Raw genomic sequence first — 20,857 nt, 5'->3', positions numbered from 1 at the left:
GACGGCACGTTCAGTGTGGACCTCTCGGGGCTCGCCGACGGCGAGATCACCAGCGCGCTGGCAATCACCGATAACGCAGGCAACACCGCGGCAGTGACCGGTGAGAGCGTCACGCTCGACACCCTGGAACCGATGGTCGATGACGCCATCACAACCGCGGATGAAGCGAATCTTGGCACGCCGATTTCCGGCACGCTGGCCATCGACGAAAGCGGCACCGGGGTCGAATCCATCACTGTCAGCGGTCCCGCCGGCGTGACGGCCGACGGCGTGACCGTCGTCTGGAGCGGTGATTTCAGCGATGAAACCTACACCCTGACGGGTGTGGCTGATGGCACGACCGTTGCGACACTGACCGTCAGTACGACGGGTGCCTACCAATTCACCCAGTCACAGGCGCTCGACCACCCGCAGGCTGGCGACGATGTTCTGGCGCTCGGATTCAGCGTCACCGCCACCGATGCGGTCGATAACGAGAGCACGGGCGAACTCACCATCAACCTGACGGATGACATTCCAACGGCGGCCCAGCCGACACTCTTCGAGATCGACACCGGCTCGACGACCGCCGCGGGCAGTTTCGTCGAAAGTTACGGTGCCGACGGCGGCTATGTCTCCGAGCTCACCATCGACGGCTACACCTTCAACTACGACCCGGCGACCGATAGCGTTTCGACAACAGGCAGTTCCGATCGGGTCGCGCCTTTCGCGGCGGAAGACTACGACAGCGCCTCCGGCGAATTGACGATCCAGACCGTCCAGGGCGAGACACTGACGGTCAACCTGCAGACCGGCGATTACGATTATGATGCGTCCGGTGCCAATCTGCTCGATCCCGAGCCGGAGGCGGCGCCCGTCGTCTCGCTGGGCGCGGACGACAGCCTGCTGGGTCTGGTGGGGGTCGAGGCGTTGGAGCTTATCGACCTGAGCGATGAGCAGGCGTTCGCAGCGACCGATGCCAATAATGACATTACGTCGGTCACCGTCTCGCTGGAGGCACTGAATATCAGTCTCGGGGCGGGCTTCCGCGCCTCCGATGCCATGGCCGACGACCTTGGCCTGGCCTACACCGTCGACAACCTTGCTGTCCTGGACTCCTACGCATCGATCACGGTGTCTGCCAGTGATGGCGGCACGATCGACAATCAGGCGCTCAACGAATTTCTGGGCTCGATTTATTTCAGCTCTGGCGTGCTGAACTTGGGCGTGGGGTCGACACTTTCGATCTCGGCGCAGGATGCACAAGGCAATGTCGATAGTGTCTCCAATAGCGACCTGCTCAGTCTTGGATTACTCCAGAGTAATTCTCCCTCCTACCTGATCGAGGATTCCGACGCGGATAATTTCCTCATACAAGGGGGCACCGAGGCCGACCGTATTTACGGGTATGGCGGTATCGATGTTCTCTTCGGGGAGGGTGGCAACGACCTGCTTCGCGGCGGGGCGGGGCGGGCAATGACACGCTCAACGGGGGGAGCGGCAACGACATTTTGATCGGCAGCACGGGCAACGACACGCTGACCGGTGGCAGCGGTAATGATGTCTTCCGCTGGGAGGATGGCCATCAGGGCAGCGTGGGGTCGCCGGCCAACGACACCATTACCGACTTCAACACCAGTCGCGTCTCTTCCGGCGGCGACGTTCTCGATCTTGGCAGTCTGCTTCAGGGCGAAGGCAAGATCGGCAATAACGCCGGCAATCTCACCAACTTCCTGCACTTCGCGATGGTGGGCACCGCCACGCTGATCTATATCAGCAGCGCCGGCGCGTTCCAGGGCGTAACCGACGCCACGGCCAAGCAAGCGGCAGCCGACCAGATCATCACGCTGGAGGACGTCGATCTGATCGGCAGCGCCGCGAGCGATCTCGCGGTCATCGAAACACTGCTGGCCAACGGCAACCTGATGGTCGATGACGCCTCGGGCGATACCGATCTGTCCGGCAGCGTCTCGACCGCGGTCGAGGCGGTCATCTCGGATAACGATGGCGATACGGCCGGTACCCGCGTCGAGTTCGACAGCACTGGCCAAACGCCACCGCAACCCGATCCCGGCAACGTTGCCCCGGTGGTTCAGGCCAACGCCGGACTACTACTCGGCATCGCCGGCGTGGATCTGCTGGGACTGATCGATATCGGGGGGAGTCAGGATCTCTTTGCCGCGGATGCCGATGGCAATCTCGAATCCGTGACCGTGGCCTACCAGCCACTGCTCAGCGTCAATCTGACGGCCCTATCGTTCACCGCTTCTCAGCAGATGGCCGATGAGCTGGGCCTGGCTCTGGCCTTTGACAGTGATCCCGGCCTGCTCGGTCTGGTCGCCCCGTCCGCCAGCGTCACCATCACTGCCGCCGACGGCGGCGTGATCGACAACCTGGCCGTCAACGAGCTGCTGGCCACCGTCGCCTTTGCCGACACCGACGGACTGCTCGGACTGGACGCCGACCTGCAGCTTTCCCTGCTCAATGCGACGACCATTGCCGCCACGGACAGTGACGGCCGAACCGCCACGGACTCACTCGGCGAGCTGGTCAGCCTGGATGCATTGAGCACCCTGCTCGGCGACGATGACGATATCTTCGAGGGGGATAGCGGCGACAATGTCCTGAACGCCGATGACGGCGGCCAGCGTCTCTACGCCTACGCCGGGGACGATACGCTCAACGGTGGCGACGGTGCCGATCTGCTGCGGGGTGGTGCCGGCAACGACACCCTCAACGGCGGTACCGGTAACGACCTGCTGATTGATGGCAACGGGGCGGACACCTTCAATGCCGGGGCCGGCGACGACCTGATCGTGACCCAGGGGGACGGATTCACGGCCATCGACGGCGGCGAGGGATTCGACACCCTACTGCTCGACGGCGGTATCGATCTCGACGGTGACGTTGGCGAGATAGCCGGTATCCAGCGGCTCGATCTCGGTCGGGGCGATGGCAGCAGCAGCGTCACGTTCAGCGAAGAGGACATCCTCGAGATGACCGACGCCGACAACGAGCTGCAGGTGACGGGGGACGAGCTGGATACGCTCAATATCCAGGGTGCCAGCTACGACAGCGACGTCACGCTGGGCGGTGTCGCCTACGCCCAGTACACCTTCGGCGACGCGACCATTCAGGTCGAGCAGGAGACCGCGATGGTGGAGACGTGAACGTGGGCCAGCCAGGGCGAGCGGGTCAGCGCAGCCGGTGTGCGGCGGTTCTCGCCGCCGGCTGTCTGGCGTCATCGGCAGCGCTGGGAGCGTCGTTGGGCTGGGTCGATGAAGCGACCCGGCCCTCCGCCGCCACTGCCAGCGTTCTCCCTCTCGATACCCGGTTGGCCAACACGATCTGGTCACGAACCCCGCCGCGGCCCAGCGCCAGCGCGGCGGATAATGGCCTGACCGACACTCAGCGCATACCGAATACTGACAGCGTGGCCTCCCGGGGGTCGACGCTGACACTGGCCGACGCGATCCGCGAAGGACTCGCTGCCAACCCTGCAGTCCGCGCAGCCGTCGCCGAGGCCAGAAGCGCGGGCACCGAAGTCGATATCGCCGAGTGGGGCTACTACCCGGAGGTGAATCTTTCCGCCGGGCCGGAGGAGTTCCCGTTCCAGGAGTGGGGCTATGACGCCTCGGCGCGTCAGATGCTCTACGACTGGGGCCGAGTGGCAAGCCAGATCGATAACGCCACCGCCGCCGAACGCGAGGCACTGCGCGCGCTCGCCGTCGCCGAGGAGGAAGCCGCGCTGGATATCGCCGAGGTGTATCTCGATATCCTCCTGGCTCAGCGTCAGGTCGCACTGATCAGCGAGTACACCAGCGAGCTCGACACCCTGGGCGAGCTCACCCAGGCGCGCGGCCAGGACGGCTACTCCGATCGCAGCGAGCGCGGCCGGGTGGCGCTCGATCGCGCCCAGTCGAGAGACGAGCTGGCAACCGCCCGCGGTCAGTTGGCCGAGGCGGAACGTCAGTTTCGAATTCTCGTCGGGCTGCCCGCCACCCGCCTCGAGACGCCGGACCCCGCCGAATTGACCGCACTGCTGGGCGAGGCGCAGTTGCAGCAGTGGATCGTCAGCGCGCCCAGCTATCAGCAGGCCGTGGCCAGCGCCGAACAGGCCGAGGCGGACGTCAAGGAGGCTCAGGCGTCGCTCAAACCACAGCTCAATCTCGAAGGCTCGCTCGAGCGTCGGCCGATCGGCGGCGAGCTGCAGGACGACCAGGTCATCGGTCTACGCCTGCGCATGGACACCTTTCAGGGACTGGCCAACTTTCAGCGCCCGGGTGCCGCCAGGCAGCGGCTGGAGGCCGCCAGGTACCGCATCGACGATCAGCGGCGAGAGATTCGACGCGCCGTTGCCACCTCGATCGCCAACGCGGCGGTCTACCGTCAGCGCGAGGTGGCGCTTCGCGAGCAGATCGATCAGGCCTCCGACGTCGTCGATCTCTACGACGACCAGTTCACGGTCGGTCTTCGCGACATCAATGACCTGCTGACCATTCGCCAAGAAGCTGTCACTGCGCGCCGCCAGCTCGCCGACATTCAGATACAGCAGAAACGCATTCAATACCGCACGGCTTCGCGCCTCGGATTGATCAACCCGCTGGTCAGTGACCGTTTCGAAGGAGATCTGCCATGAGCACATCTGCGAAGCCGACATCAGCCAGTTTCCACCATGGCGACGGCGCCACCGATAGCCACTTCGGCGATCCGCTACGGGAGGGGCTGGCCCTTCTCTGCCACCGTCTCGATCACGATATTTCGGTTGCCGAACTGGGTGACGGCCTGCCGCTGGAAGACGGTCGGCTACCGCTCGACGAAGTGCCGCGCGCGCTGCGCCGGGCCGACGTCAACGCCCGCGTGATCGATCAACCCCTCTCGGAGATCTCGGCGCATCTGCTGCCGGCGCTGCTGATCCTGAACGGCGACGAGACGGTCCTGCTGGAAGCGATCAACGACAGCGAGGCGACGATCGCGCTGCCGGAAACCGACGGCGGTGAGCAGACGATCGATACCGAGGCGCTCGACGAGCGCTATCAGGGGACGGTCGTCTTCGCCCGCCCGCGTCATCGCAGCGATACGCGGGCCGGGCATTTTGCCGAGGCCGAGCCCACTCACTGGCTGAAAGGCCCACTGCGAGCCTGCTGGCCTGCCTATGCCGAAGTGGGTCTGGCGGCGCTGACCGCCAACCTGCTGGCGATCTCGACGGCGCTCTTTGCGATGCAGGTCTACGACAGGGTGGTGCCCAATGCCGCCTTCGATACTCTCTGGGTTCTGGCAAGCGGTGTGGCGTTGGCGGTCTGTCTGGAATTCCTGCTCAAGGGGCTACGTGCCCACCTGCTGGAGGTGATCGGCAAGCGACTGGACCTCAAGCTCTCATCGAAACTCTTCGAACAGGCGATCCGGCTCAAGCTCGCCGCCAAACCGGCCTCGACCGGGGCCTTTACCAGCCAGGTGCGCGAGTTCGAAGCGGTTCGGGAGTTCTTTACCTCGGCCACGGCGGCGGCAATCAGCGACATTCCGTTCGTCGCCATCTTCGTGCTCGTCATTGCCTGGATCGGCGGGCCCGTCGCTTTCGTTCCGGTTGTGGCCATCATCGGCATGATCCTGCCGGGCCTGCTGCTGCAGCGCTATCTGGCACGGCTGGCGCGGGAGAATCTGCGCGAGGGCGCGGTCAAGAATGGGGTGCTGCTGGAGTCGCTGGAACAGTTGGAGACCGTCAAGGCGACGCGAGCCGAGGGCCGCAATCTGGCGATGTGGGAGTCGCTCTCCGCCCAGCTTTCGAGCGCCTCGATCCGTTTGCGCTCGACCACCAGCCAGCTCGCCCACGCTGCGTCGCTGTTCCAGCAATTGGGTTATGTCGGCATCGTCATCGTCGGCGTGTACAGCATCAGTGCCGGCGAAATGACGGTCGGCGCATTGATCGCCTGCTCGATTCTCGGCTCTCGGGCCATCGCACCGATGGCTCAGACCAGCGCGCTTCTCGCCCGCTGGCAGCACGTCAAAGCCGCCATCGAGGGCCTCGATGACATGATGAGCACGCCAACCGAGGAGACCACGGGACAGTCGGTACACAAACCGCATCTGCGCGGCGACTACCGACTCGAAGAGGTCGTGGTACGTCATGACGAGAACGCCCCGCCCGCGCTGAACATCGGCGAACTGACCATCGCCGCGGGGGCCAAGGTTGCCCTGCTCGGCGGGAATGGCGCCGGCAAGTCGACACTGCTTCGGCTGCTCTCGGGGTTTACCAGCCCCACGAGCGGTCGCGTCATGCTCGACGACGTCAACATCGCCCAGATCGAGACCGCCGACCGGCGTCGCGCTATCGGCTACCTGCCCCAGGACATCGCTCTCTTCTACGGCACCCTGCGCGACAACCTAACGCTCGACGGCGAGCACCACAGCGACGATGAGATATTCCAGGCCCTCGACGGGGTCGGGCTAGGGCGCTTCGTCCGTGGCCACCCTCTCGGTCTGGAGATGCCCATCGCCTCGGGCAGCAGTGTCTCCGGCGGCCAGCGACAGGCCATTGGGTTGGCCCGACTGGTGCTGCAGGACCCGCACATCGTGCTACTGGATGAGCCGACTGCCGCCTTCGATCAGACCAGCGAGAAACGTGCGGTGAGCTTCCTGAAACAGTGGCTCGTCGGGCGCACGCTCATCGTTTCGACCCACAAGAAGTCACTGCTCGCCCTGACCGAGCGCGCCATCGTCCTGCGCGAGGGGAAACTCACGATGGAGGGTGACGTCGATCAGGTCGTCTCGGGGAATCGCGTGGCCGCCCAGAAGGGAGCACAGCGATGACTACCCACTATCGCGATCAGGCGCTTAAGCGCGAGCTGGGAGACGCCAGCGAAAGTCTGTGCCATCCGCTGGCCCGCCCGACCCTCTGGGCGATCGTCACAGTGCTGGCCTGCTTCATCGGCTGGTCGGCATGGGCGGAGATCGCCGTCGTCACCCACGGCGAAGGCCGTGTCGTGCCGGTTAGCCGCATCCAGTCCATCCAGAGCCTGGAGGGGGGCATCATCGACCGAATCCCCGTTCGCGAGGGCGACATCGTCGACCGGGGACAGACGCTGGTCAGCCTGGATGCCACACGCTTCGAGAGCGCTTTCGAGGAGACCCGTAGCCAGGTCATATCGTTGAAGGTCGCGATCGCGCGCCTGCAGGCGGAGGTCCTGGAAGCGGATGAGATCGCCTTTCCCGATACCGTGGACCCCGAGAGCTCGATGGCCATCGCCGAGCGCGAGCTTTTCACCGCCCGCCGGGCCAAGCTCGAGCAGGCGACCCTGTCGCTGGATCAAGAGATCAACATCGCGAACCGCCGGCTCGACCTGATCGAGCCACTGGTCCGGCGTCAGGCGGTCAGCGAGATGGAGTCGCTGCAGCTGCGCCAGGACATCGCCTCGCTACGCGGCAAGCGCGCCGAGATCGAGAACAGCTACGTGCAGGAGGCGTATACCGAACTCTCGGAACGCAAGGGCGAGCTCTCCTCACTCGAACAGGTGCTGGTGCAGAAGCGGGACCAGTACCGACGAACCGAGATTCTCTCGCCGGTGCATGGCCGGATCAACGCCATCAATTACACCACCGAAGGCGGCGTGGTCCCGCCCGGCGAGACCATCATGGAGGTGATTCCCCTCGAGGATCAGCTATTGATCGAGGCGAAGATCAAACCCAGCGACGTGGCGTTTCTCGCGCCCGACATGCCGACCAGCGTCAAGATCACCGCCTACGACTACACCATCTACGGCGACCTGGCGGGAACGGTGGAGCAGATCAGCGCGGATACCATCGAAGAGGAGACGCCGCGGGGCACCGAGTCCTACTACAAGGTCTATATCCGCACCCAGAGTGGCTCGCTCGCCCATGGCTCACAATCGCTTCCGATCATTCCCGGGATGATCGCGGAGGTCGACATCCAGACCGGCAAGCGCAGCGTGCTCGACTACCTGCTCAAGCCGCTGCTGAAAGCCAATCTCAACTGACGTCGCAGGGAGGGCGTCGTCTGTCACTGGGAGTGCGTCATCTCTCGCGGCAAGGGCGTCATCTCGCGCGCAAGGGCGTCATCGACGCGGCAGGTTAGCGGTGCGCTTCTAGCCACTGCTCGACTTCGCCTCTGAGCGCCTCGTCCGAGGGCCGCTGGTCCCGCGCCTCGCCGCTGATCGCGCGCTCGGCATAGGCGACCGCCTGATCATGCTCGCCCTGATCCTCGAGATACTGCGCGTAGTAAAAGTTGGTATCCACGCCGTCAGGGCGGGTCTGCACGGCACGCTGGAACAGCTCACCGGCCCGATCCTCGTCGCCGAAAGCGATGGGCCAGCCCGGCACGTGCTGATAGAGCGCACCGAGTGTGACCAGCGCGGAGCCGTCCTCACCCTGCGGGTCGAGCTCGACGGCCCGCTCCAGCGCCGCGCGCGCTTGCTTGGCGAGATCGAGGGCGCCGAGCCCCCCTTTCGCGCGTGCAAAGGAAGCGAGAATCACGCCCTGGGCCGTGAGCACCTGCGGATCGTCGGGATGCGTGGCGGCTAACGCATTGATTTCATCCGTCAGCGCCTCGAATGCCTGCTCCTGGGCGTTGCCCTGCATTTGATACTCCACGTTGCCCCACCGCTGCATCAGCGGAAACAACGAAGGCGTGGTGTCCTGCGCCTGAGCCGTGCTCGCTATCGCAAGCGCGGCCGTCAGGCTGCACGTGCCAATCCAGTGTCGCAGTCGCATTGCCATTCGCTCCATCAGGTCTGGCCGGGCCGAAGCCAGGCAGGAATCGGATCGTGTCGAGAATCTAACGGCCGTATGAAATTAGAACCATGCGTTTATGGTCGTAGGGCCGGTCTCGCGAGGCCCCGCGGCGCTCGATGGCACGCTCGATACGCTTTGGGTTAGGCTTCGCGAACCCGAACGATGTTAGAGAGATTCCATGCAAGGTCGCAACATGACGCGCTGGCGCGATCCCAAGAAGGATCCGCGTCAGGAGAAGAAGAGCCACCTGATCACTCCGCAGGGCTATGCGCGCCTGGAGGGCATTCACGACCATCTTTCACGAGTCAAACGCCCCGCGCTGTCGGTCAAGGTCGGCGAGGCGGCGGCAATGGGCGACCGTAGCGAGAACGCGGATTACACCTATAACAAGAAAGAGCTCAACCGCGTCATCGCGCGGATTCGCTATCTGCAGAAGCGCCTGGACGAACTTCAGGTCGTCGACCGACTTCCCGCCGACACCCAGAAGGTCTATTTCGGGGCCTACGTGACACTCGAGGACGACAACGGCGACACCATGGAGGTCCGCATCGTCGGCCACGACGAGACCGATACTCGTCGACACTGGATCAGCATCGACGCCCCGCTGGCCAAGGCGATGCTGGGCAAGGCGCTCGACGACGATATCAGCGTCGCCGCCCCCGGAGGCGAGACGCACTACATCATCACCGATATCACCTACGCCGACCCGCAGACGTGAAACCGACTCGATTTCGATGGGTTATGATGCACTCGCCGGTGGCCTGAAGGCCCCCGACACGGGGACCCGAAAAAGCTCATACCGACGTCCGATTTGCCCCGGGTTTCATTCAGCCAGACGCGCCAGGGGCGATAAGATAAGAAGGGTTCTACGCCGCCCGCTCCCAGATAGACCCGTATCGACTCGAGAGTAATCATGTCGGATGTTGACCCCGCTACCCCACCTCCGGTGCTGTTCGCCCGCCAACCGATCTTCGATGCATCACGTAGGATCGTCGCGTTCGAGCTGCTGTTCCGTCCCACCGACGGGGGGCCCATTCCCTCGCCTTTCGACGGTGAGCGCGCCACCAGCACCGTCCTGCTCAACGCCTTCACCCAGAGCGATCTGGAGAGCGTGAGCCACGGCAAGCCGCTGTATGTGAACTTCACCGCCGAGACGCTCGCCAACGAGCTTCCCTTCTGCAATTCGCAGCTGGTGATCGAGGTGCTCGAGGACACGCCAACGGATGACACCATTCGTGAACGGCTGATGGCGCTGAAGGCCAAAGGATTCACGCTGGCGCTCGACGACTACACGCTCCCCGACGCCGGCCATCCGTTTCTGGCCCTGGTCGACATCGTCAAACTCGAGTATCCGCACTACGACAGGGAAGGATTCCAGCGGATAGTGAGCCTGCTACGCCACCACTTTCCGCACTTGAGGATTCTGGCGGAAAAACTCGAGAACGAAAGCGACCTGACGAACTGCCTCGAGGCGGGCTGCGATCTTTTCCAGGGCTACTGTCTCGCCCGGCCACAGCTGGTACACGGCAAACCGATGACCACGGATCGGTTGGCGACACTCGAATTGATCGCCGCGCTGAATCAACCGGAGGTCAGCGTTCAGGACATCACCGCGGCGATCAGCCGGGATCCGAGTCTCGGGGTACGGCTCCTGCACATGGTCAACACGGCGCAGTATCAGCGGCGGGGCAGCATCACCTCGCTCTATCACGCCGTCACGCTCATCGGCACGCAGCGGATTCGCAGCCTTGCCACGCTGCTGGCACTCGCCGGCATGCAGGACAAGCCGGAATCGCTGCAGCAGCTCGCGCTGGCACGCGCCTGTCTGTGCCGGGCGCTGACAGACCACGACGATGACCTGGCCGAAAAGGCGTTCATCGCCGGGCTGTTCTCCTATCTCGAGGCGTTCTTCGATCAGCCGATGCACGTGCTGATCGGCTCACTGCCGCTGCACCCTTCCATTGCCGAGGCGGTGCTGAACCACCGGGGCCCGGTGGGCACGCTGCTCGATACGACGATCAAGCTGGAGAACGGCGAGTGGAACGAGATCGACTGGGAACGGCTCGGTGCGCTGGGTATCGACGCCCAGAGCGTGAGCGCCGCCAACCCGAGCGCACTGCGTGAGCTGGAAATCCTGCAGACTACCGCCGGTTTTTAGTCGCCCGGTAGACCCGGAAGCGCCTGTCGTCGGCCAGCGTCTCGAACCCGCCGAAGGCGGAACTCAGCCAGTCCGGATAGGGCAGAAAGGCGTTGGCGACCAGCGTTAGCGTGCCGCCGGGGCGCAGATAGAGCGGGGCTTCGAGAATCAGCCGCTGAGCCGGCCCATAGTCGATCGCCCGCTCCTGATGAAACGGCGGATTGCTGACGATCGCCTCGAACTCGCCTTCGATGCCACTGTAGACGTCGCCCTGCACGACGCGCCCCTCGAAGTGATTGAGTGCCAGCGTGCGGCGCGTGGCCGCCACCGCAAAGGCGTTGATATCGGTCGCGGTCACCGCGTGCCCCCGCCGCGCCATCCAGGCCGCGACGATGCCATCACCGCAGCCTACGTCGAGCACGCGTTCGCCCTCCCCGTTGCCCGGCTCGGCCGCCAGTGTCTCCAGCAGTAGCCGCGTGCCGGCGTCGAGCTTGCCGTGGCCGAACACCCCGGGGTGCGAGGCCAGCGCGAGCCCTTCCGCCTCAAATTGCGTCCAGCCGTCGTCCGGCGCCAGCGAGAGACCACTGGCTGCGGTCTCGAACAGCGCACAGCGCCTGGCGGTGTCGAGCTTGCGACCCGCCTGGTCGAGCCCTGCCAGCACCTTGGGCAGCCGTTTGATACCGCCCTGATTCTCGCCCACGATCTGAATCGGCGTAGTGGGCGCCAGCCGTGCATTGAGCGCGCGCAGCCACCACTCGCCGAGGGCATGGCTCTTGGGCCAGAACAGCACCGCCCCGGGCACCGCGATCGGCGTCGCATCGAGTGGCGCGAAAACGCCCCGATCGGCCCGCTGCCAGGCACTGACAATATCGAAGTCCGCGCTGAGCACCGCCCCTTCGCCGGACGCCAGCCAGGCGTCTCGCGGCGGCGCGACCCACAGCCAGCCGCGGTAGTCGGCATTCTGGCGAGCAAGCAGCTCGACCGGTGGCGTCTGGGGCGTCATCGCGATTCTCCTGGAACCGGGTTGTCAGGGCAGTGAGTCAAGGGGCGTTCAGGGCGGCGAATCCGGTAGTGCAGGTAGCGGCCGAGCCGCCAGTAGGGCTCGCTCTGGCAGTAGCGCTTCTCCAGCGCGATCAGCGTCTCCAGTCGCTCGCCCCCGATCCCCCGCTCGCCGAGATAGTCGTGAAACACACGGACGCCGCTGACCTGCTCGATCACCAGTCCCGCTTCGCGACACCAGGCAACGATATCGTCATGCGTGAGCGGCGAGATCGGCGTCAGCCGCTGCCGTTTGCCGGTGCCGGAGAGACGATCCTCCCATGCCTTGTCGAGGTTGCCCTTGACGATATTGGAGAGCCGCAGCGCATCACGGTTGAAGACCATCAGCGACAGCCGCGCCCCCGGCGCCATCAATGCGGCGAGCGTGGCAATGGCAGCCTGCGGCTGGGCGAGCCATTCGAGCACCGCGTGACACACCACCAGCGGCCAGGGCCCCGGTGCCGCCGCCGGCAGTGCCTGCAGCGTCGAGGCCAGATAGGTCACGTCGCGCGTCCCCATCCCGGTTCTGGCGGCCGCAAGCATCTCCGCCGAGGGCTCAGCGAGGGTGACCGCATGGCCGCGGTCCGCCAGCCAGGCGCTCATCTGCCCCAGCCCCCCGCCGACATCCAGCGCCGGCGAGCCATCCGCCGGCAGCGCCGAGTCGAGAAGATGATCGAGCACCGCCAGCCGGATGGCGCCGCGAGCGGTGCCGTAAAGACTGTTGGCGAACTTGTCGGCCAGGCCGTCGAAGATCCGGTCGTCGGCGACCGGAAGATCGTTGCCATGATGGCCGGAGGCGCCGGCCGGCGCGCGAGAGGGATCAGAGATCGACATGAACCGGAGCCGTGAGAACGAGGCGCGCATTGTAGCAACGCCCCCTTCGAACGTCCTTCCCAACGGCGCCGCGGGTTTATCTCGACGAATCCGGCGCTTATACTATGCGCCGCTTGCGCAACGCCGCACGGCTTGGCATTGCGCCCCCATAGCTCAGCTGGATAGAGCGTCCCCCTCCTAAGGGGAAGGTCTCAGGTTCGAATCCTGATGGGGGCGCCATATCGACTACCCCTCTTGTTGCCTCTTCTCCTTCGCGCTAACCGCGGCACATCACGCTCGACAGGTTTGATCCCCCCGCTGATTCTCGCGCCTTAGTCGACCAGATTCCGGCGAATCCAGGTCTTAACGTCGACCGTTTCAATACCTTGATGATGATTGAATGTCGCGCCTTTGGGCCAGGCGACGCCAGTGCCCGCTGCAAACACCGCGCGATACTTGAGCAGGTTGTTATCACGGTCACCGGCTATGGCGTCGGCGAGAAAGTCCACTGTCCATACGTGACGGGTAAACGGACGGTCGAGCTGGTGCTCCAGCTCATCCGCCAACTCCCCGTAGCTGATGGTGTCTCCTGCGACGAACACGGTTTCGTTCTGGAACCGTGGCTCGTGAAACAGTATCGCCGTGGTCAAGCGCCCGATGTCTTCCGGCGTTGTCACGGTGACCTGGTTATCCCAGCTGCCCAGTGCGTGAACCTCGCTCTGCTCAAGATCCACGACGCCAAAAGCCGATTCGAACAGGAAGCTGGTGAACATGCCCGTTGCGACGATCACCCACTCTGTGCGGTTCTGCGCCCGGAGCAGGTCGCGCACGTCGAGTTGTTCATCGAACACGTCCTGCGCGCTACCTCGGCCAATCGTGTCGTAGTCGACGCCAAACTGCCACGGCACATAGCGCTTCACGCCGGCCTCGAGCACTGCCTGGGTAATCTTGGTCTGGATACCGGCACCCGCCGAGAAACCGACGCAGGAGACGATGGTATCGAAGGGAGCGAAAAGTGCCGCGAGCGTCTCCTGGCTGCTGGATACGATATCTCCCGCGATCGGCTCGATACCCCACGCCTGTAGCTGGTCGATCTGCTGTCGTTTGCGCGGATCGGTCGTCTCCGACGCCGACTGCCGCAGCAGTACATGGACACGCGCGGCCGGTGCGGTGTCACCACGATTAACGAGATGGCGCAGGATCTCGACCCCCAGCTCGCCCGCGCCCAATACCAAAATCAATTCATAGTCGTTCGTGCGATTCATGCGTTTGCCACCGTTGCGGTTCCTTTCGAGGTGGCGGATGTTGGCACGTCAGGATTCCCCACATAAGTAGGTACATCAGTGATACCGAAAGACGAAGACGACCTGCTCACTCGCTCCCGTGCGCTCTGTGACGCGATGGAAAACGAGGACGACTGGCTGAAAAGAGAGGTGCTGACCCACGCCGGCAATCGCTGGGCTTTTGGGGTAATTCACGCGCTCAAGGAGGGAGGACGGCTGAGACACGCCGAGCTTCGCCGACGGCTCGGGGGTGTCACTCAGCGAATGCTAACCAGAACGCTACGGCAGCTCGAGCGCGATGGGCTGATTCTTCGCCAGGATTACGAGGAAGTTCCGCCAAGAGTCGATTACGAGCTGACTCGACTGGGGGAGGAATTTCTCCTGAAGATCATTCCCATGTGGCTCTGGATCTTCGAGCATGCGGAGGATTTCCGTCAGGCTCGAGAGGCTTACTCTACGACAGCGAGTGAGTAGAGAGACGCTTCGTTGCCTTGAGCGTTCAACAAGTCGTGGTGCCCTATTCGGGCTCCCCCAGCAGTAGCCGCAGCGTCTGGCGGTTTTCGATGAGATCCGCGAGCACGTAGCGGTCGAGCACACTTAAAAATGCCTGTTGCGCTTCGAACAGCACGCCCTTGAGTCGACAGGCGGGGTCGATGGGACACGTCGAGTTCGCACCGAAGCACTCGAGCAGTTCGAGGTTCTCGGTCTCTCGCACCAGGGGGCCAATGGCGATCTCGTCACTGGGGCGGGCAAGCTTGAGCCCGCCGCCCCGCCCTCTCACGCTGACGAGATAGCCGAGCTGCACCAGCGTCTGCGACACCTTGGCGAGATGGTGGTTGGAGATGCCGTAGTGCCTGGCGGCGGCGGGTACCGTGGCGGGCTCGTCGTCCGCCCTCACCCCGAGAAAGATCAGCAGGCGCAGGGCGTAGTCGGTATGTGTCGTCAGTTTCATCGTCGTCGATCCTTGGCGCGTCGCGCTCTGTTCCCGCGAGTGAGGCGTTCGCCATTGCTATTCGTCGCCCCCGGCCGAGGTGGGCTTGGCGTATCAGCATACTGGGTCACACCCGCGACGTTGACCGCCCCGTGGCGAGATGTCGCGCACGGCTTCCGGCGCTTGACGCTCTGAATCGAGCTGCGGATACTCGATCTTAAAGAGGTATTTTACGTACCACTTTAAATCATTATCGATTCCTCGCCTTTCGGCGAGACATCGCTTCCGTGGCCTGCCTTTGGAGTCTCCATGCTCAGCCCCGCCCAGATTGCTATCGTCAAACAGACCGTCCCCGTGCTCAAAGCCCACGGCGAGACACTGACTCGCCACTTCTATGCGCGCATGTTCGAGCACAACCCGGAGGTGAAACGCTACTTCAATCCGGCGAACCAGCGTTCGGGGGCGCAACAACGGGCGCTCGCGGGGGCCATCGTCGCCTACGCCGAGCACATCGAGAACCCTTCGGTGTTGGCAGACGCCGTGGAGCTGATCGCTCAGAAGCATGCCTCCCTGACGATTCGTCCCGAGCACTACCCCATCGTGGGCGACAACCTGCTGGCGTCGATCCGAGAAGTACTGGGCGAGGCGGCAACGGATGACATCATCGATGCGTGGGCGGCGGCCTACGGCGAGCTGGCCGCGATCTTCATCGACCGGGAGAGCGAAATCTATACCGAGCAGGCGCAGCAGCAGGGCTGGAGCGGTTTCAAGCCGTTCACGATCGTCGATCGCCGGGTCGAGAGCGACACCATCGTCTCGTTCTTGCTGGCGCCCACCGATGGCGCGGCACTGCCGCCCCACCGGGCGGGCCAGTACGTCAGCGTGCGGCTGCCGAACGCGAACGGCGAACCGGTGATGCGCAACTACAGTCTTTCCAGTGCACCGAACGCTGCGAGCTACCGCATCAGCGTGAAACGCGAGCGCGGTGGGGAAGGCCCCGATGGCGAGGTCTCGGCGCGACTGCACGAGGCGTACGCTGTCGGCGACATGCTGGAAGTCACCCCGCCGTGCGGCACTTTCGTGCTGGAGCTGCCGGAAGATGAAACGCGACCGCTGATTTTCATCGCTGGCGGCGTCGGCGTGACGCCGCTGATTTCGATGGCGCACGCGGCGCTGGCGGCATCGAATTCACGACCGGTGATTTTCGTGCAGGCGGCGCGGCACGAAGGTGTTCGCGCGTTTGGTGAAGAACTCGAGACGCTGCAGCGCGAGCACGCCAATGTCGACGTACGGGTTCGCTATAGCGAGACGTCAGCAACCGGTTCGACAGCGCCGGGGGCGATCGACGGCTCGGAGATCGCCGACTGGACGGCGGGCCGCGAGTCGACGTTCTATTTCTGCGGCCCGCACGCCATGATGCAAGAGATCGACGCGCTGCTGGCGAGCCGGGGTGTGGAAGCCACTGACCGGCGTTTCGAGTGCTTCGGCCCGCTGCATCCGCTCGCGGCCTGATCGCTGCGGGCCGCCACGTCAGGATAGGCCGGCTCATCACCCGCCACTCCCCATGACCTGCCACACCCTGAGAGGAGCCTTCGCATGCACCTCGAGAGACCCGATCCGCTCTACCCCACCATCCCTCTCTATCAGGCGCCGATGGCGGGCGTCTCGACGCCGGCGATGGCGGCGGCAGTTTCCAACGCCGGCGGTCTTGGTGGACTGGGCCTGGGGGCGATGTCGCCCAATGCCGCCCGCGATACGATCCTCGAGACGCAGGCGCTGACCCGCCGCGCATTTAACGTCAATCTGTTCTGCCACGCGCCAGCGGTACGTAACGAGCGGTTAGAGGCTGACTGGATCGAGCGCAGTCGCGAGCTATTCGCGGCGTTCGGTGCAGCGCCCCCGGCGAGACTCGAGGAGATCTACACCCCGTTCACCGCCAACGACGCCATGCTGGATGTGCTGCTGCAAACGCGCCCGGCTGTCGTGAGCTTCCACTTCGGTTTGCCAAGGCCCGGGCAGATTCGCGCCCTTCGTGATGCCGGCTGCCGCTTGATCGCGACGGCCACGTCGCTGGAGGAGGCGCGACGTATCGAGGCGAGCGGTCTCGACGCCGTCATCGTCCAGGGGTGGTCGGCGGGCGGCCATCGCGGTGTGTTCGACCCTCGCGCTCATGATGACAAGCTCTCCACCGAGGCGCTGACTCGCTTGCTCGCCCATGAGATCTCGCTGCCGGTCATTGCGGCCGGCGGTTTGATGGACGGCCGAGATGTCACGCGGGCGCTGAGCTGGGGCGCCATCGCCGCGCAGTTGGGGACAGCCTTTGTCGCCTGCCCGGAAAGTGCCGCTGACGACGCCTACCGCGAGCGCCTGCTGGAAGGAGGCGAAACGCGGATGACCACGGCAATCTCTGGACGACCGGCGAGGTGTCTCACCAATCGCTTCACCGCCTGGAGTGAGGGGATACCTGCCGAGGACGTTCCCGCCTACCCGTGCACCTACGCGTTGGCGAAGGCGCTCCACGCGGCCGCCAGAAACCAGGGTGAATTCGGCTATGGCGCGCAGTGGGCCGGCACCCAGGCAGCCAAAGCGCGCGCCATGCCGGCCCAAGCGCTGACTCTCGAGATAGAGGCCGCGCGCTACCGATGATTCCCACCGGGCCGTCGAGGCGGATTCCTAGCCATCGACTGGGCACTATCCAAAAGTATTGGTTGACTCAAAAGGCTGTAGGGCTCAGGCTAACCGCAGTAGGTAGCAAGTCGCATATTGTCAGTAGCAGTCGAATTATTCGGTAGCCTGGTTATATCCCCTTGTTTTGCCCACTATCTCGGGTATTACCCGGCAACTTTGAAACATGCATTGCGCATAAGGAATTCGACAGATGGCAACTGGCACAGTTAAGTGGTTCAACGACAGCAAAGGTTTTGGCTTCATTTCTCCGGCAGACGGTGGCGATGACCTCTTCGCACACTTCTCCGAGATCCAAGCGACTGGCTTCAAGTCGCTGCAAGAAGGCCAGGAAGTGTCCTTCGACGTTACTCAGGGCAAAAAAGGCCTGCAGGCTGCGAACATCAAAGCCCTGTAAGTAACGAGTAAGCTCTAGCGTTTACGCTTGAGAATTACTGTCGACGAAGCCCGCATCTGCGGGCTTCGTTGCGTTTGAGGCCTTGAGTTTAGCCCAACTGACCTACACGGCAAACGCGCCGTCTAGAGCACCTGCCTCGCCTTCAGGCACTCTACCCCGCTTTTTTCTCTCTCCTTCTCGTTGTCGCTGATTCACTCACTCCCCGCATCCTGATGGTTTTGTCGTCCCCTGTCGCTGTCTCCCTGAGCGTCACCTACCTCCATGCCGGATCGATTCATGGCCGGACCGATTCATGGCCGGACCGTAGCCCATTGTCGTGCCGATTCGGGCTCGCGTCGTCGGGCGCCAATCCGTTGGATGGCGTCGCGCCGCAAGGAAAAGTTTGACGCGGCAGCAGAACAGGAACTAAGCCTATGAGGCCATTGGAAAACCGACGAGGAAACGCGCATGGATATCTTCAACATCACGTTCAAGCTGCCGGGTGACCAGGAGACGCGCAACGAGAAGGTCGAGGCCGAAAGCGAGCAGGAAGCTCGGTCCATCGTCGAGACGCGTCACAAACCGTCTGAGATCGTTAGTGTCGAGAGGGACAACGCCTGACGCCTTGATGCCCAGCCGGGCCCAGGCGCGGGACTGTGACCCAGGACAAGGAGCGCCCGATGGCGCTCCTTTTTCGTCAGCGACAGACGCATGGGGCGCTTGCACTGACCAGAGAGCGTTGGCAGTCCGGGGTCAGCGCTGGCGGCAACGTTCCCGCAGGCTTGGTCTGGCGGGGCCGGCGTCGTATGCTGCTTCGCATCATCAGGAGAGCGCAGCCAGGCTGCCGGAGCCCATCATGCGAATGATGAGACTTGAGCGTTATCGGGCGCACTGCATCAGTCAGAATCTCGAAGCCACCTATCTCTACGTCCTGGCCGCGTGCTGGCAGCAAGCCGCGATCCTGGCGCAGGAAGAGATTCATCGCCGGTACGGACAGGCGCTCACCCTCGAGCACCTTGAGTGCCTGGCCAAGCGTGAAAGGCAGCGACGCCCGCTGCCGCCGCCGAGCCGTCGCGTGACACTGTTTGACTGAAACACGCTCCGTGGGGATTTAACTGAGAAAGGCCCAGTGGGAATGTGACAGAGACACGCTCAGTGGGCAGAGACGGACGCCGATTCGGGCGACCACGCCATGAGCTGGCCGATCTTGTAGAGATCGTGCAGATAGCGATCGAGCCAGGCGACGCCATGTGTCAACGCCACCAGCGCGTAGATCAGCCCCATCAACACGACCTCACTGTTCATCCAGGCAAAGGTATCGCCCGGCACCTGGTAGGCCACGGTGTAGAGGCTCAGGCCACCGAGGAAAAGGACCAGCAGGCAGTTCACCAGAACGACGCTAAGCAGGGTCAGACGCAGGTCCCGTCGGGGTAGCGACGACGTCCAGAACGGCAGATGCCTTACCTTGAGGCGATCTTCGAACACCAGCCGTTGGCGGCGACGACGAAGCGGCTGGAGAAACCGCGCGGCATCCTCACGGGCCGTGACGGCCTCCAGAACCCGAGGATCCACGTTGGCTTCGCGAAGTGCCGCAATCGCCGGCGCGCCACCCTGCCAGCCGGCCTCGTTCGTTTCCGCCCGCTCTCGCTCCTCGTCGCCTACGTTCTGCTCGTAGTAGATGTCGTACACCTGATAGACGGCGATGGCGACGCCAATGAAATTGAGCAGTAACACCAGTGCGGTCAACACGTCTGACGAACTCCCGTTCAATGGTCGATAAAGGCATCTGCTCGAATCGAGTAAAGCCCTGAAACCCTTGATAGTGCTGGCAAGGGTTGCCGGGTTCAATCGCTGGACAGACGGTGTGCGCTTACGCCGCAGGCGCCAGCCGCTTGACGGGCGCCATCCGGAATGTCACGCCAGCTGCCCCCCACTTGTCCTGCACACATCGCGAAGCGCCGCGATGTGCCACGAATCTGTCGGGGCAGACGCCCGTCAGCGCCATTGATCGAGGAGTACCGAGCGCGTTCGTCCCTCTGCGGGATCGAAGCGTCTCACAGCTTAGCGTCTCACCTTGGGGCGGGGCAGCGCCTGCGGGTCACGTTCCGGTATTCAGCGACATGCGCGTCTTGTGAGACTCCAGAGATGACTGCTGGCCAATCATCTCGTCGTAGGCTGTCTGCTGGATAAGATAGAGCGGAAGCTTTTCGAGCCCGCCAGCCGCTCTGAGAAGCTTTCGCGCGTGCTCGAGGGAGTCCGGGCGCAGCACCCCGCCCGAGGCGTTCTCCAGCGTATGCGTATCCTCATCGACGATGGCGTGAAACACGTAAATATTACCCTCCATCGCCTCGACCTGCAGCTCATCCACGCCACCCTGGCGAGCACGCTTCACGAATTCATCGAACGTCATTCTGTCCACTCCTGGATCGCGTGGCGGCATCGCTCACGCCTGCCCTACTGTTACGCTGCATCGCGCCGGTTGGATCAACCCTCAGGCTTTCTTAAGCTCGCTCTGCAGTTTGAGGACTCGGGTGCCGTCCTCCTGCTTGATCAGGTAGGCCGGGTTGTCCTGGGTGCCCTTGCGTTTGACCTCGCTACCCTGCAGTTGACGGGTCACGGTCTCGCAGAACTTCTTGGTCACCGTCCCCTCCGCCCAGTGGGGCCCCCACTTCCATTTCACGGTTTGACGCTGCTTGAAATGGGCCATGATTATTTCCTCAAGGATTGTACATGAAACCAATGCTTGTACAGCTTAGGCGGTTATGCCAAGTTTAATTTGCATGACGGGGGCAGGAGGCTCTCGGGGCGTAGCGGCTGGCGCTGTCGTTACGCTCACTGGCAAGGATGCCTGTCTCGAGCAAGACCCGATA

At 63.6% G+C, this 20,857-nt stretch carries 21 protein-coding genes and 1 tRNA gene; 14 read left to right on the top strand and 8 right to left on the bottom strand.

The window, feature by feature from the left end; all coding sequences use genetic code 11:
- The 5 genes from DOM41_RS09765 to DOM41_RS09745 all read left to right on the top strand — a co-directional run.
- Positions 1–1,494 (top strand): hypothetical protein (locus tag DOM41_RS09765; RefSeq protein ID WP_223160958.1); only part of this gene is annotated, 1,494 nt, incomplete at its 5' end.
- Positions 1,491–3,149 carry a type I secretion C-terminal target domain-containing protein gene (locus DOM41_RS17640; RefSeq protein WP_110686614.1) on the top strand — a complete coding sequence of 553 codons (1,659 nt, stop codon included), beginning with the start codon at positions 1,491–1,493 and terminating at the stop codon, positions 3,147–3,149. The genes DOM41_RS09765 and DOM41_RS17640, both read left to right, overlap by 4 nt.
- Positions 3,146–4,618: a TolC family protein gene (locus DOM41_RS09755; RefSeq protein ID WP_110686613.1), complete on the top strand. Its 1,473-nt coding sequence runs from the start codon at positions 3,146–3,148 to the stop codon at positions 4,616–4,618. The genes DOM41_RS17640 and DOM41_RS09755 overlap by 4 nt, the downstream gene beginning before the upstream one ends.
- On the top strand, positions 4,615–6,786 hold the full coding sequence (locus DOM41_RS09750; RefSeq protein WP_110686612.1) for a type I secretion system permease/ATPase: 2,172 nt from the start codon (positions 4,615–4,617) through the stop codon (positions 6,784–6,786). Before DOM41_RS09755 ends, DOM41_RS09750 begins: the two co-directional genes overlap by 4 nt.
- Positions 6,783–7,970 carry a beta-barrel domain-containing protein gene (locus tag DOM41_RS09745; RefSeq protein WP_110686611.1) on the top strand — a complete coding sequence of 396 codons (1,188 nt, stop codon included), beginning with the start codon at positions 6,783–6,785 and terminating at the stop codon, positions 7,968–7,970. The genes DOM41_RS09750 and DOM41_RS09745 overlap by 4 nt, the downstream gene beginning before the upstream one ends.
- A 94-nt stretch (positions 7,971–8,064) precedes the next feature.
- Here the strand turns inward: DOM41_RS09745 and DOM41_RS09740 are convergent, their stop codons facing one another.
- Positions 8,065–8,703 (bottom strand): tetratricopeptide repeat protein, encoded by a 639-nt coding sequence (locus DOM41_RS09740; RefSeq protein ID WP_245391792.1) that lies wholly within the window; start codon positions 8,701–8,703, stop codon positions 8,065–8,067.
- A 199-nt stretch (positions 8,704–8,902) separates the two neighbouring features.
- Between DOM41_RS09740 and greB the strand changes: the two genes are divergently transcribed.
- Together greB and DOM41_RS09730 are read left to right on the top strand one after the other, a co-directional pair.
- Entirely contained in the window at positions 8,903–9,442 is a 540-nt protein-coding gene (gene greB, locus DOM41_RS09735) for a transcription elongation factor GreB (protein ID WP_110686609.1), read from the top strand.
- A gap of 195 nt (positions 9,443–9,637) precedes the next feature.
- Positions 9,638–10,882: an EAL and HDOD domain-containing protein gene (locus DOM41_RS09730; RefSeq protein ID WP_110686608.1), complete on the top strand. Its 1,245-nt coding sequence runs from the start codon at positions 9,638–9,640 to the stop codon at positions 10,880–10,882.
- Here DOM41_RS09730 and DOM41_RS09725 read toward each other — a convergent pair.
- Complete coding sequence (locus DOM41_RS09725) at positions 10,866–11,864, bottom strand: methyltransferase (protein ID WP_110686607.1); 999 nt, start codon at positions 11,862–11,864, stop codon at positions 10,866–10,868. The genes DOM41_RS09730 and DOM41_RS09725 overlap by 17 nt on opposite strands.
- Positions 11,861–12,733 carry a methyltransferase domain-containing protein gene (locus tag DOM41_RS09720; protein ID WP_110686682.1) on the bottom strand — a complete coding sequence of 291 codons (873 nt, stop codon included), beginning with the start codon at positions 12,731–12,733 and terminating at the stop codon, positions 11,861–11,863. Before DOM41_RS09720 ends, DOM41_RS09725 begins: the two co-directional genes overlap by 4 nt.
- Before the next feature lie 142 nt (positions 12,734–12,875).
- Between DOM41_RS09720 and DOM41_RS09715 the strand changes: the two genes are divergently transcribed.
- Positions 12,876–12,952, top strand: a tRNA-Arg gene (locus tag DOM41_RS09715).
- Positions 12,953–13,044: 92 nt separating this feature from the next.
- Here the strand turns inward: DOM41_RS09715 and DOM41_RS09710 are convergent.
- Positions 13,045–13,977 (bottom strand): aromatic alcohol reductase, encoded by a 933-nt coding sequence (locus DOM41_RS09710; protein WP_110686606.1) that lies wholly within the window; start codon positions 13,975–13,977, stop codon positions 13,045–13,047.
- A 78-nt stretch (positions 13,978–14,055) separates the two neighbouring features.
- On the opposite strand from DOM41_RS09710, the gene DOM41_RS09705 reads away from it, so the two are divergent.
- Positions 14,056–14,469: a winged helix-turn-helix transcriptional regulator gene (locus DOM41_RS09705; protein WP_223160957.1), complete on the top strand. Its 414-nt coding sequence runs from the start codon at positions 14,056–14,058 to the stop codon at positions 14,467–14,469.
- Between the two features lie 43 nt (positions 14,470–14,512).
- On the opposite strand, the gene DOM41_RS09700 is transcribed toward DOM41_RS09705, so the two are convergent.
- Positions 14,513–14,947, bottom strand: coding sequence for an Rrf2 family transcriptional regulator (locus DOM41_RS09700; RefSeq protein WP_110686605.1), 435 nt, complete (start codon positions 14,945–14,947; stop codon positions 14,513–14,515).
- A gap of 288 nt (positions 14,948–15,235) precedes the next feature.
- Here DOM41_RS09700 and hmpA point away from each other — a divergent pair, with 288 nt between their 5' ends.
- The 5 genes from hmpA to DOM41_RS09680 all read left to right on the top strand — a co-directional run bounded on the left by hmpA (position 15,236) and on the right by DOM41_RS09680 (position 19,080).
- Positions 15,236–16,438 (top strand): NO-inducible flavohemoprotein, encoded by a 1,203-nt coding sequence (gene hmpA / locus DOM41_RS09695; RefSeq protein ID WP_110686604.1) that lies wholly within the window; start codon positions 15,236–15,238, stop codon positions 16,436–16,438.
- A gap of 84 nt (positions 16,439–16,522) precedes the next feature.
- Positions 16,523–17,572 carry an NAD(P)H-dependent flavin oxidoreductase gene (locus DOM41_RS09690; RefSeq protein ID WP_110686603.1) on the top strand — a complete coding sequence of 350 codons (1,050 nt, stop codon included), beginning with the start codon at positions 16,523–16,525 and terminating at the stop codon, positions 17,570–17,572.
- A 232-nt stretch (positions 17,573–17,804) separates the two neighbouring features.
- Entirely contained in the window at positions 17,805–18,008 is a 204-nt protein-coding gene (locus DOM41_RS09685; RefSeq protein ID WP_110686602.1) for a cold-shock protein, read from the top strand.
- 447 nt (positions 18,009–18,455) lie between these two features.
- Positions 18,456–18,608 carry a hypothetical protein gene (locus DOM41_RS17495; protein ID WP_157956903.1) on the top strand — a complete coding sequence of 51 codons (153 nt, stop codon included), beginning with the start codon at positions 18,456–18,458 and terminating at the stop codon, positions 18,606–18,608.
- Between the two features lie 235 nt (positions 18,609–18,843).
- The gene (locus DOM41_RS09680; RefSeq protein WP_157956902.1) at positions 18,844–19,080 is read left to right on the top strand and encodes a hypothetical protein; all 237 of its coding nucleotides are present in this window, start codon (positions 18,844–18,846) and stop codon (positions 19,078–19,080) included.
- A gap of 59 nt (positions 19,081–19,139) precedes the next feature.
- Here DOM41_RS09680 and DOM41_RS09675 read toward each other — a convergent pair whose 3' ends face one another.
- The 3 genes from DOM41_RS09675 to DOM41_RS09665 all read right to left on the bottom strand — a co-directional run bounded on the left by DOM41_RS09675 (position 19,140) and on the right by DOM41_RS09665 (position 20,694).
- Complete coding sequence (locus tag DOM41_RS09675) at positions 19,140–19,736, bottom strand: hypothetical protein (protein ID WP_110686600.1); 597 nt, start codon at positions 19,734–19,736, stop codon at positions 19,140–19,142.
- Positions 19,737–20,085: 349 nt separating this feature from the next.
- Positions 20,086–20,397 (bottom strand): DUF6482 family protein, encoded by a 312-nt coding sequence (locus DOM41_RS09670; protein WP_110686599.1) that lies wholly within the window; start codon positions 20,395–20,397, stop codon positions 20,086–20,088.
- A gap of 81 nt (positions 20,398–20,478) precedes the next feature.
- Complete coding sequence (locus DOM41_RS09665; RefSeq protein WP_110686598.1) at positions 20,479–20,694, bottom strand: hypervirulence associated TUDOR domain-containing protein; 216 nt, start codon at positions 20,692–20,694, stop codon at positions 20,479–20,481.
- Between the last annotated feature and the right edge of the window lie 163 nt (positions 20,695–20,857).

The organism is Salinicola aestuarinus (assembly GCF_003206645.1).
Lineage (GTDB): Bacteria > Pseudomonadota > Gammaproteobacteria > Pseudomonadales > Halomonadaceae > Salinicola > Salinicola aestuarinus.
This window is presented reverse-complemented; position numbering and strand designations above follow the sequence as displayed.

Excerpts from the sequence above, each read along its gene's own strand:
- DOM41_RS09750 (WP_110686612.1), top strand. The coding sequence starts at position 4,615 with ATGAGCACATCTGCGAAGCCGACATCAGCCAGTTTCCACCATGGCGAC.
- DOM41_RS09745 (WP_110686611.1), top strand. The coding sequence starts at position 6,783 with ATGACTACCCACTATCGCGATCAGGCGCTTAAGCGCGAGCTGGGAGAC.
- DOM41_RS09740 (WP_245391792.1), bottom strand. The coding sequence starts at position 8,703 with ATGCGACTGCGACACTGGATTGGCACGTGCAGCCTGACGGCCGCGCTT.
- greB (WP_110686609.1), top strand. The coding sequence starts at position 8,903 with ATGCAAGGTCGCAACATGACGCGCTGGCGCGATCCCAAGAAGGATCCG.
- DOM41_RS09730 (WP_110686608.1), top strand. The coding sequence starts at position 9,638 with ATGTCGGATGTTGACCCCGCTACCCCACCTCCGGTGCTGTTCGCCCGC.
- DOM41_RS09725 (WP_110686607.1), bottom strand. The coding sequence starts at position 11,864 with ATGACGCCCCAGACGCCACCGGTCGAGCTGCTTGCTCGCCAGAATGCC.
- DOM41_RS09720 (WP_110686682.1), bottom strand. The coding sequence starts at position 12,733 with ATGTCGATCTCTGATCCCTCTCGCGCGCCGGCCGGCGCCTCCGGCCAT.
- DOM41_RS09710 (WP_110686606.1), bottom strand. The coding sequence starts at position 13,977 with ATGAATCGCACGAACGACTATGAATTGATTTTGGTATTGGGCGCGGGC.
- DOM41_RS09700 (WP_110686605.1), bottom strand. The coding sequence starts at position 14,947 with ATGAAACTGACGACACATACCGACTACGCCCTGCGCCTGCTGATCTTT.
- hmpA (WP_110686604.1), top strand. The coding sequence starts at position 15,236 with ATGCTCAGCCCCGCCCAGATTGCTATCGTCAAACAGACCGTCCCCGTG.
- DOM41_RS09690 (WP_110686603.1), top strand. The coding sequence starts at position 16,523 with ATGCACCTCGAGAGACCCGATCCGCTCTACCCCACCATCCCTCTCTAT.
- DOM41_RS09685 (WP_110686602.1), top strand. The coding sequence starts at position 17,805 with ATGGCAACTGGCACAGTTAAGTGGTTCAACGACAGCAAAGGTTTTGGC.
- DOM41_RS17495 (WP_157956903.1), top strand. The coding sequence starts at position 18,456 with ATGGATATCTTCAACATCACGTTCAAGCTGCCGGGTGACCAGGAGACG.
- DOM41_RS09680 (WP_157956902.1), top strand. The coding sequence starts at position 18,844 with ATGCGAATGATGAGACTTGAGCGTTATCGGGCGCACTGCATCAGTCAG.
- DOM41_RS09670 (WP_110686599.1), bottom strand. The coding sequence starts at position 20,397 with ATGACGTTCGATGAATTCGTGAAGCGTGCTCGCCAGGGTGGCGTGGAT.
- DOM41_RS09665 (WP_110686598.1), bottom strand. The coding sequence starts at position 20,694 with ATGGCCCATTTCAAGCAGCGTCAAACCGTGAAATGGAAGTGGGGGCCC.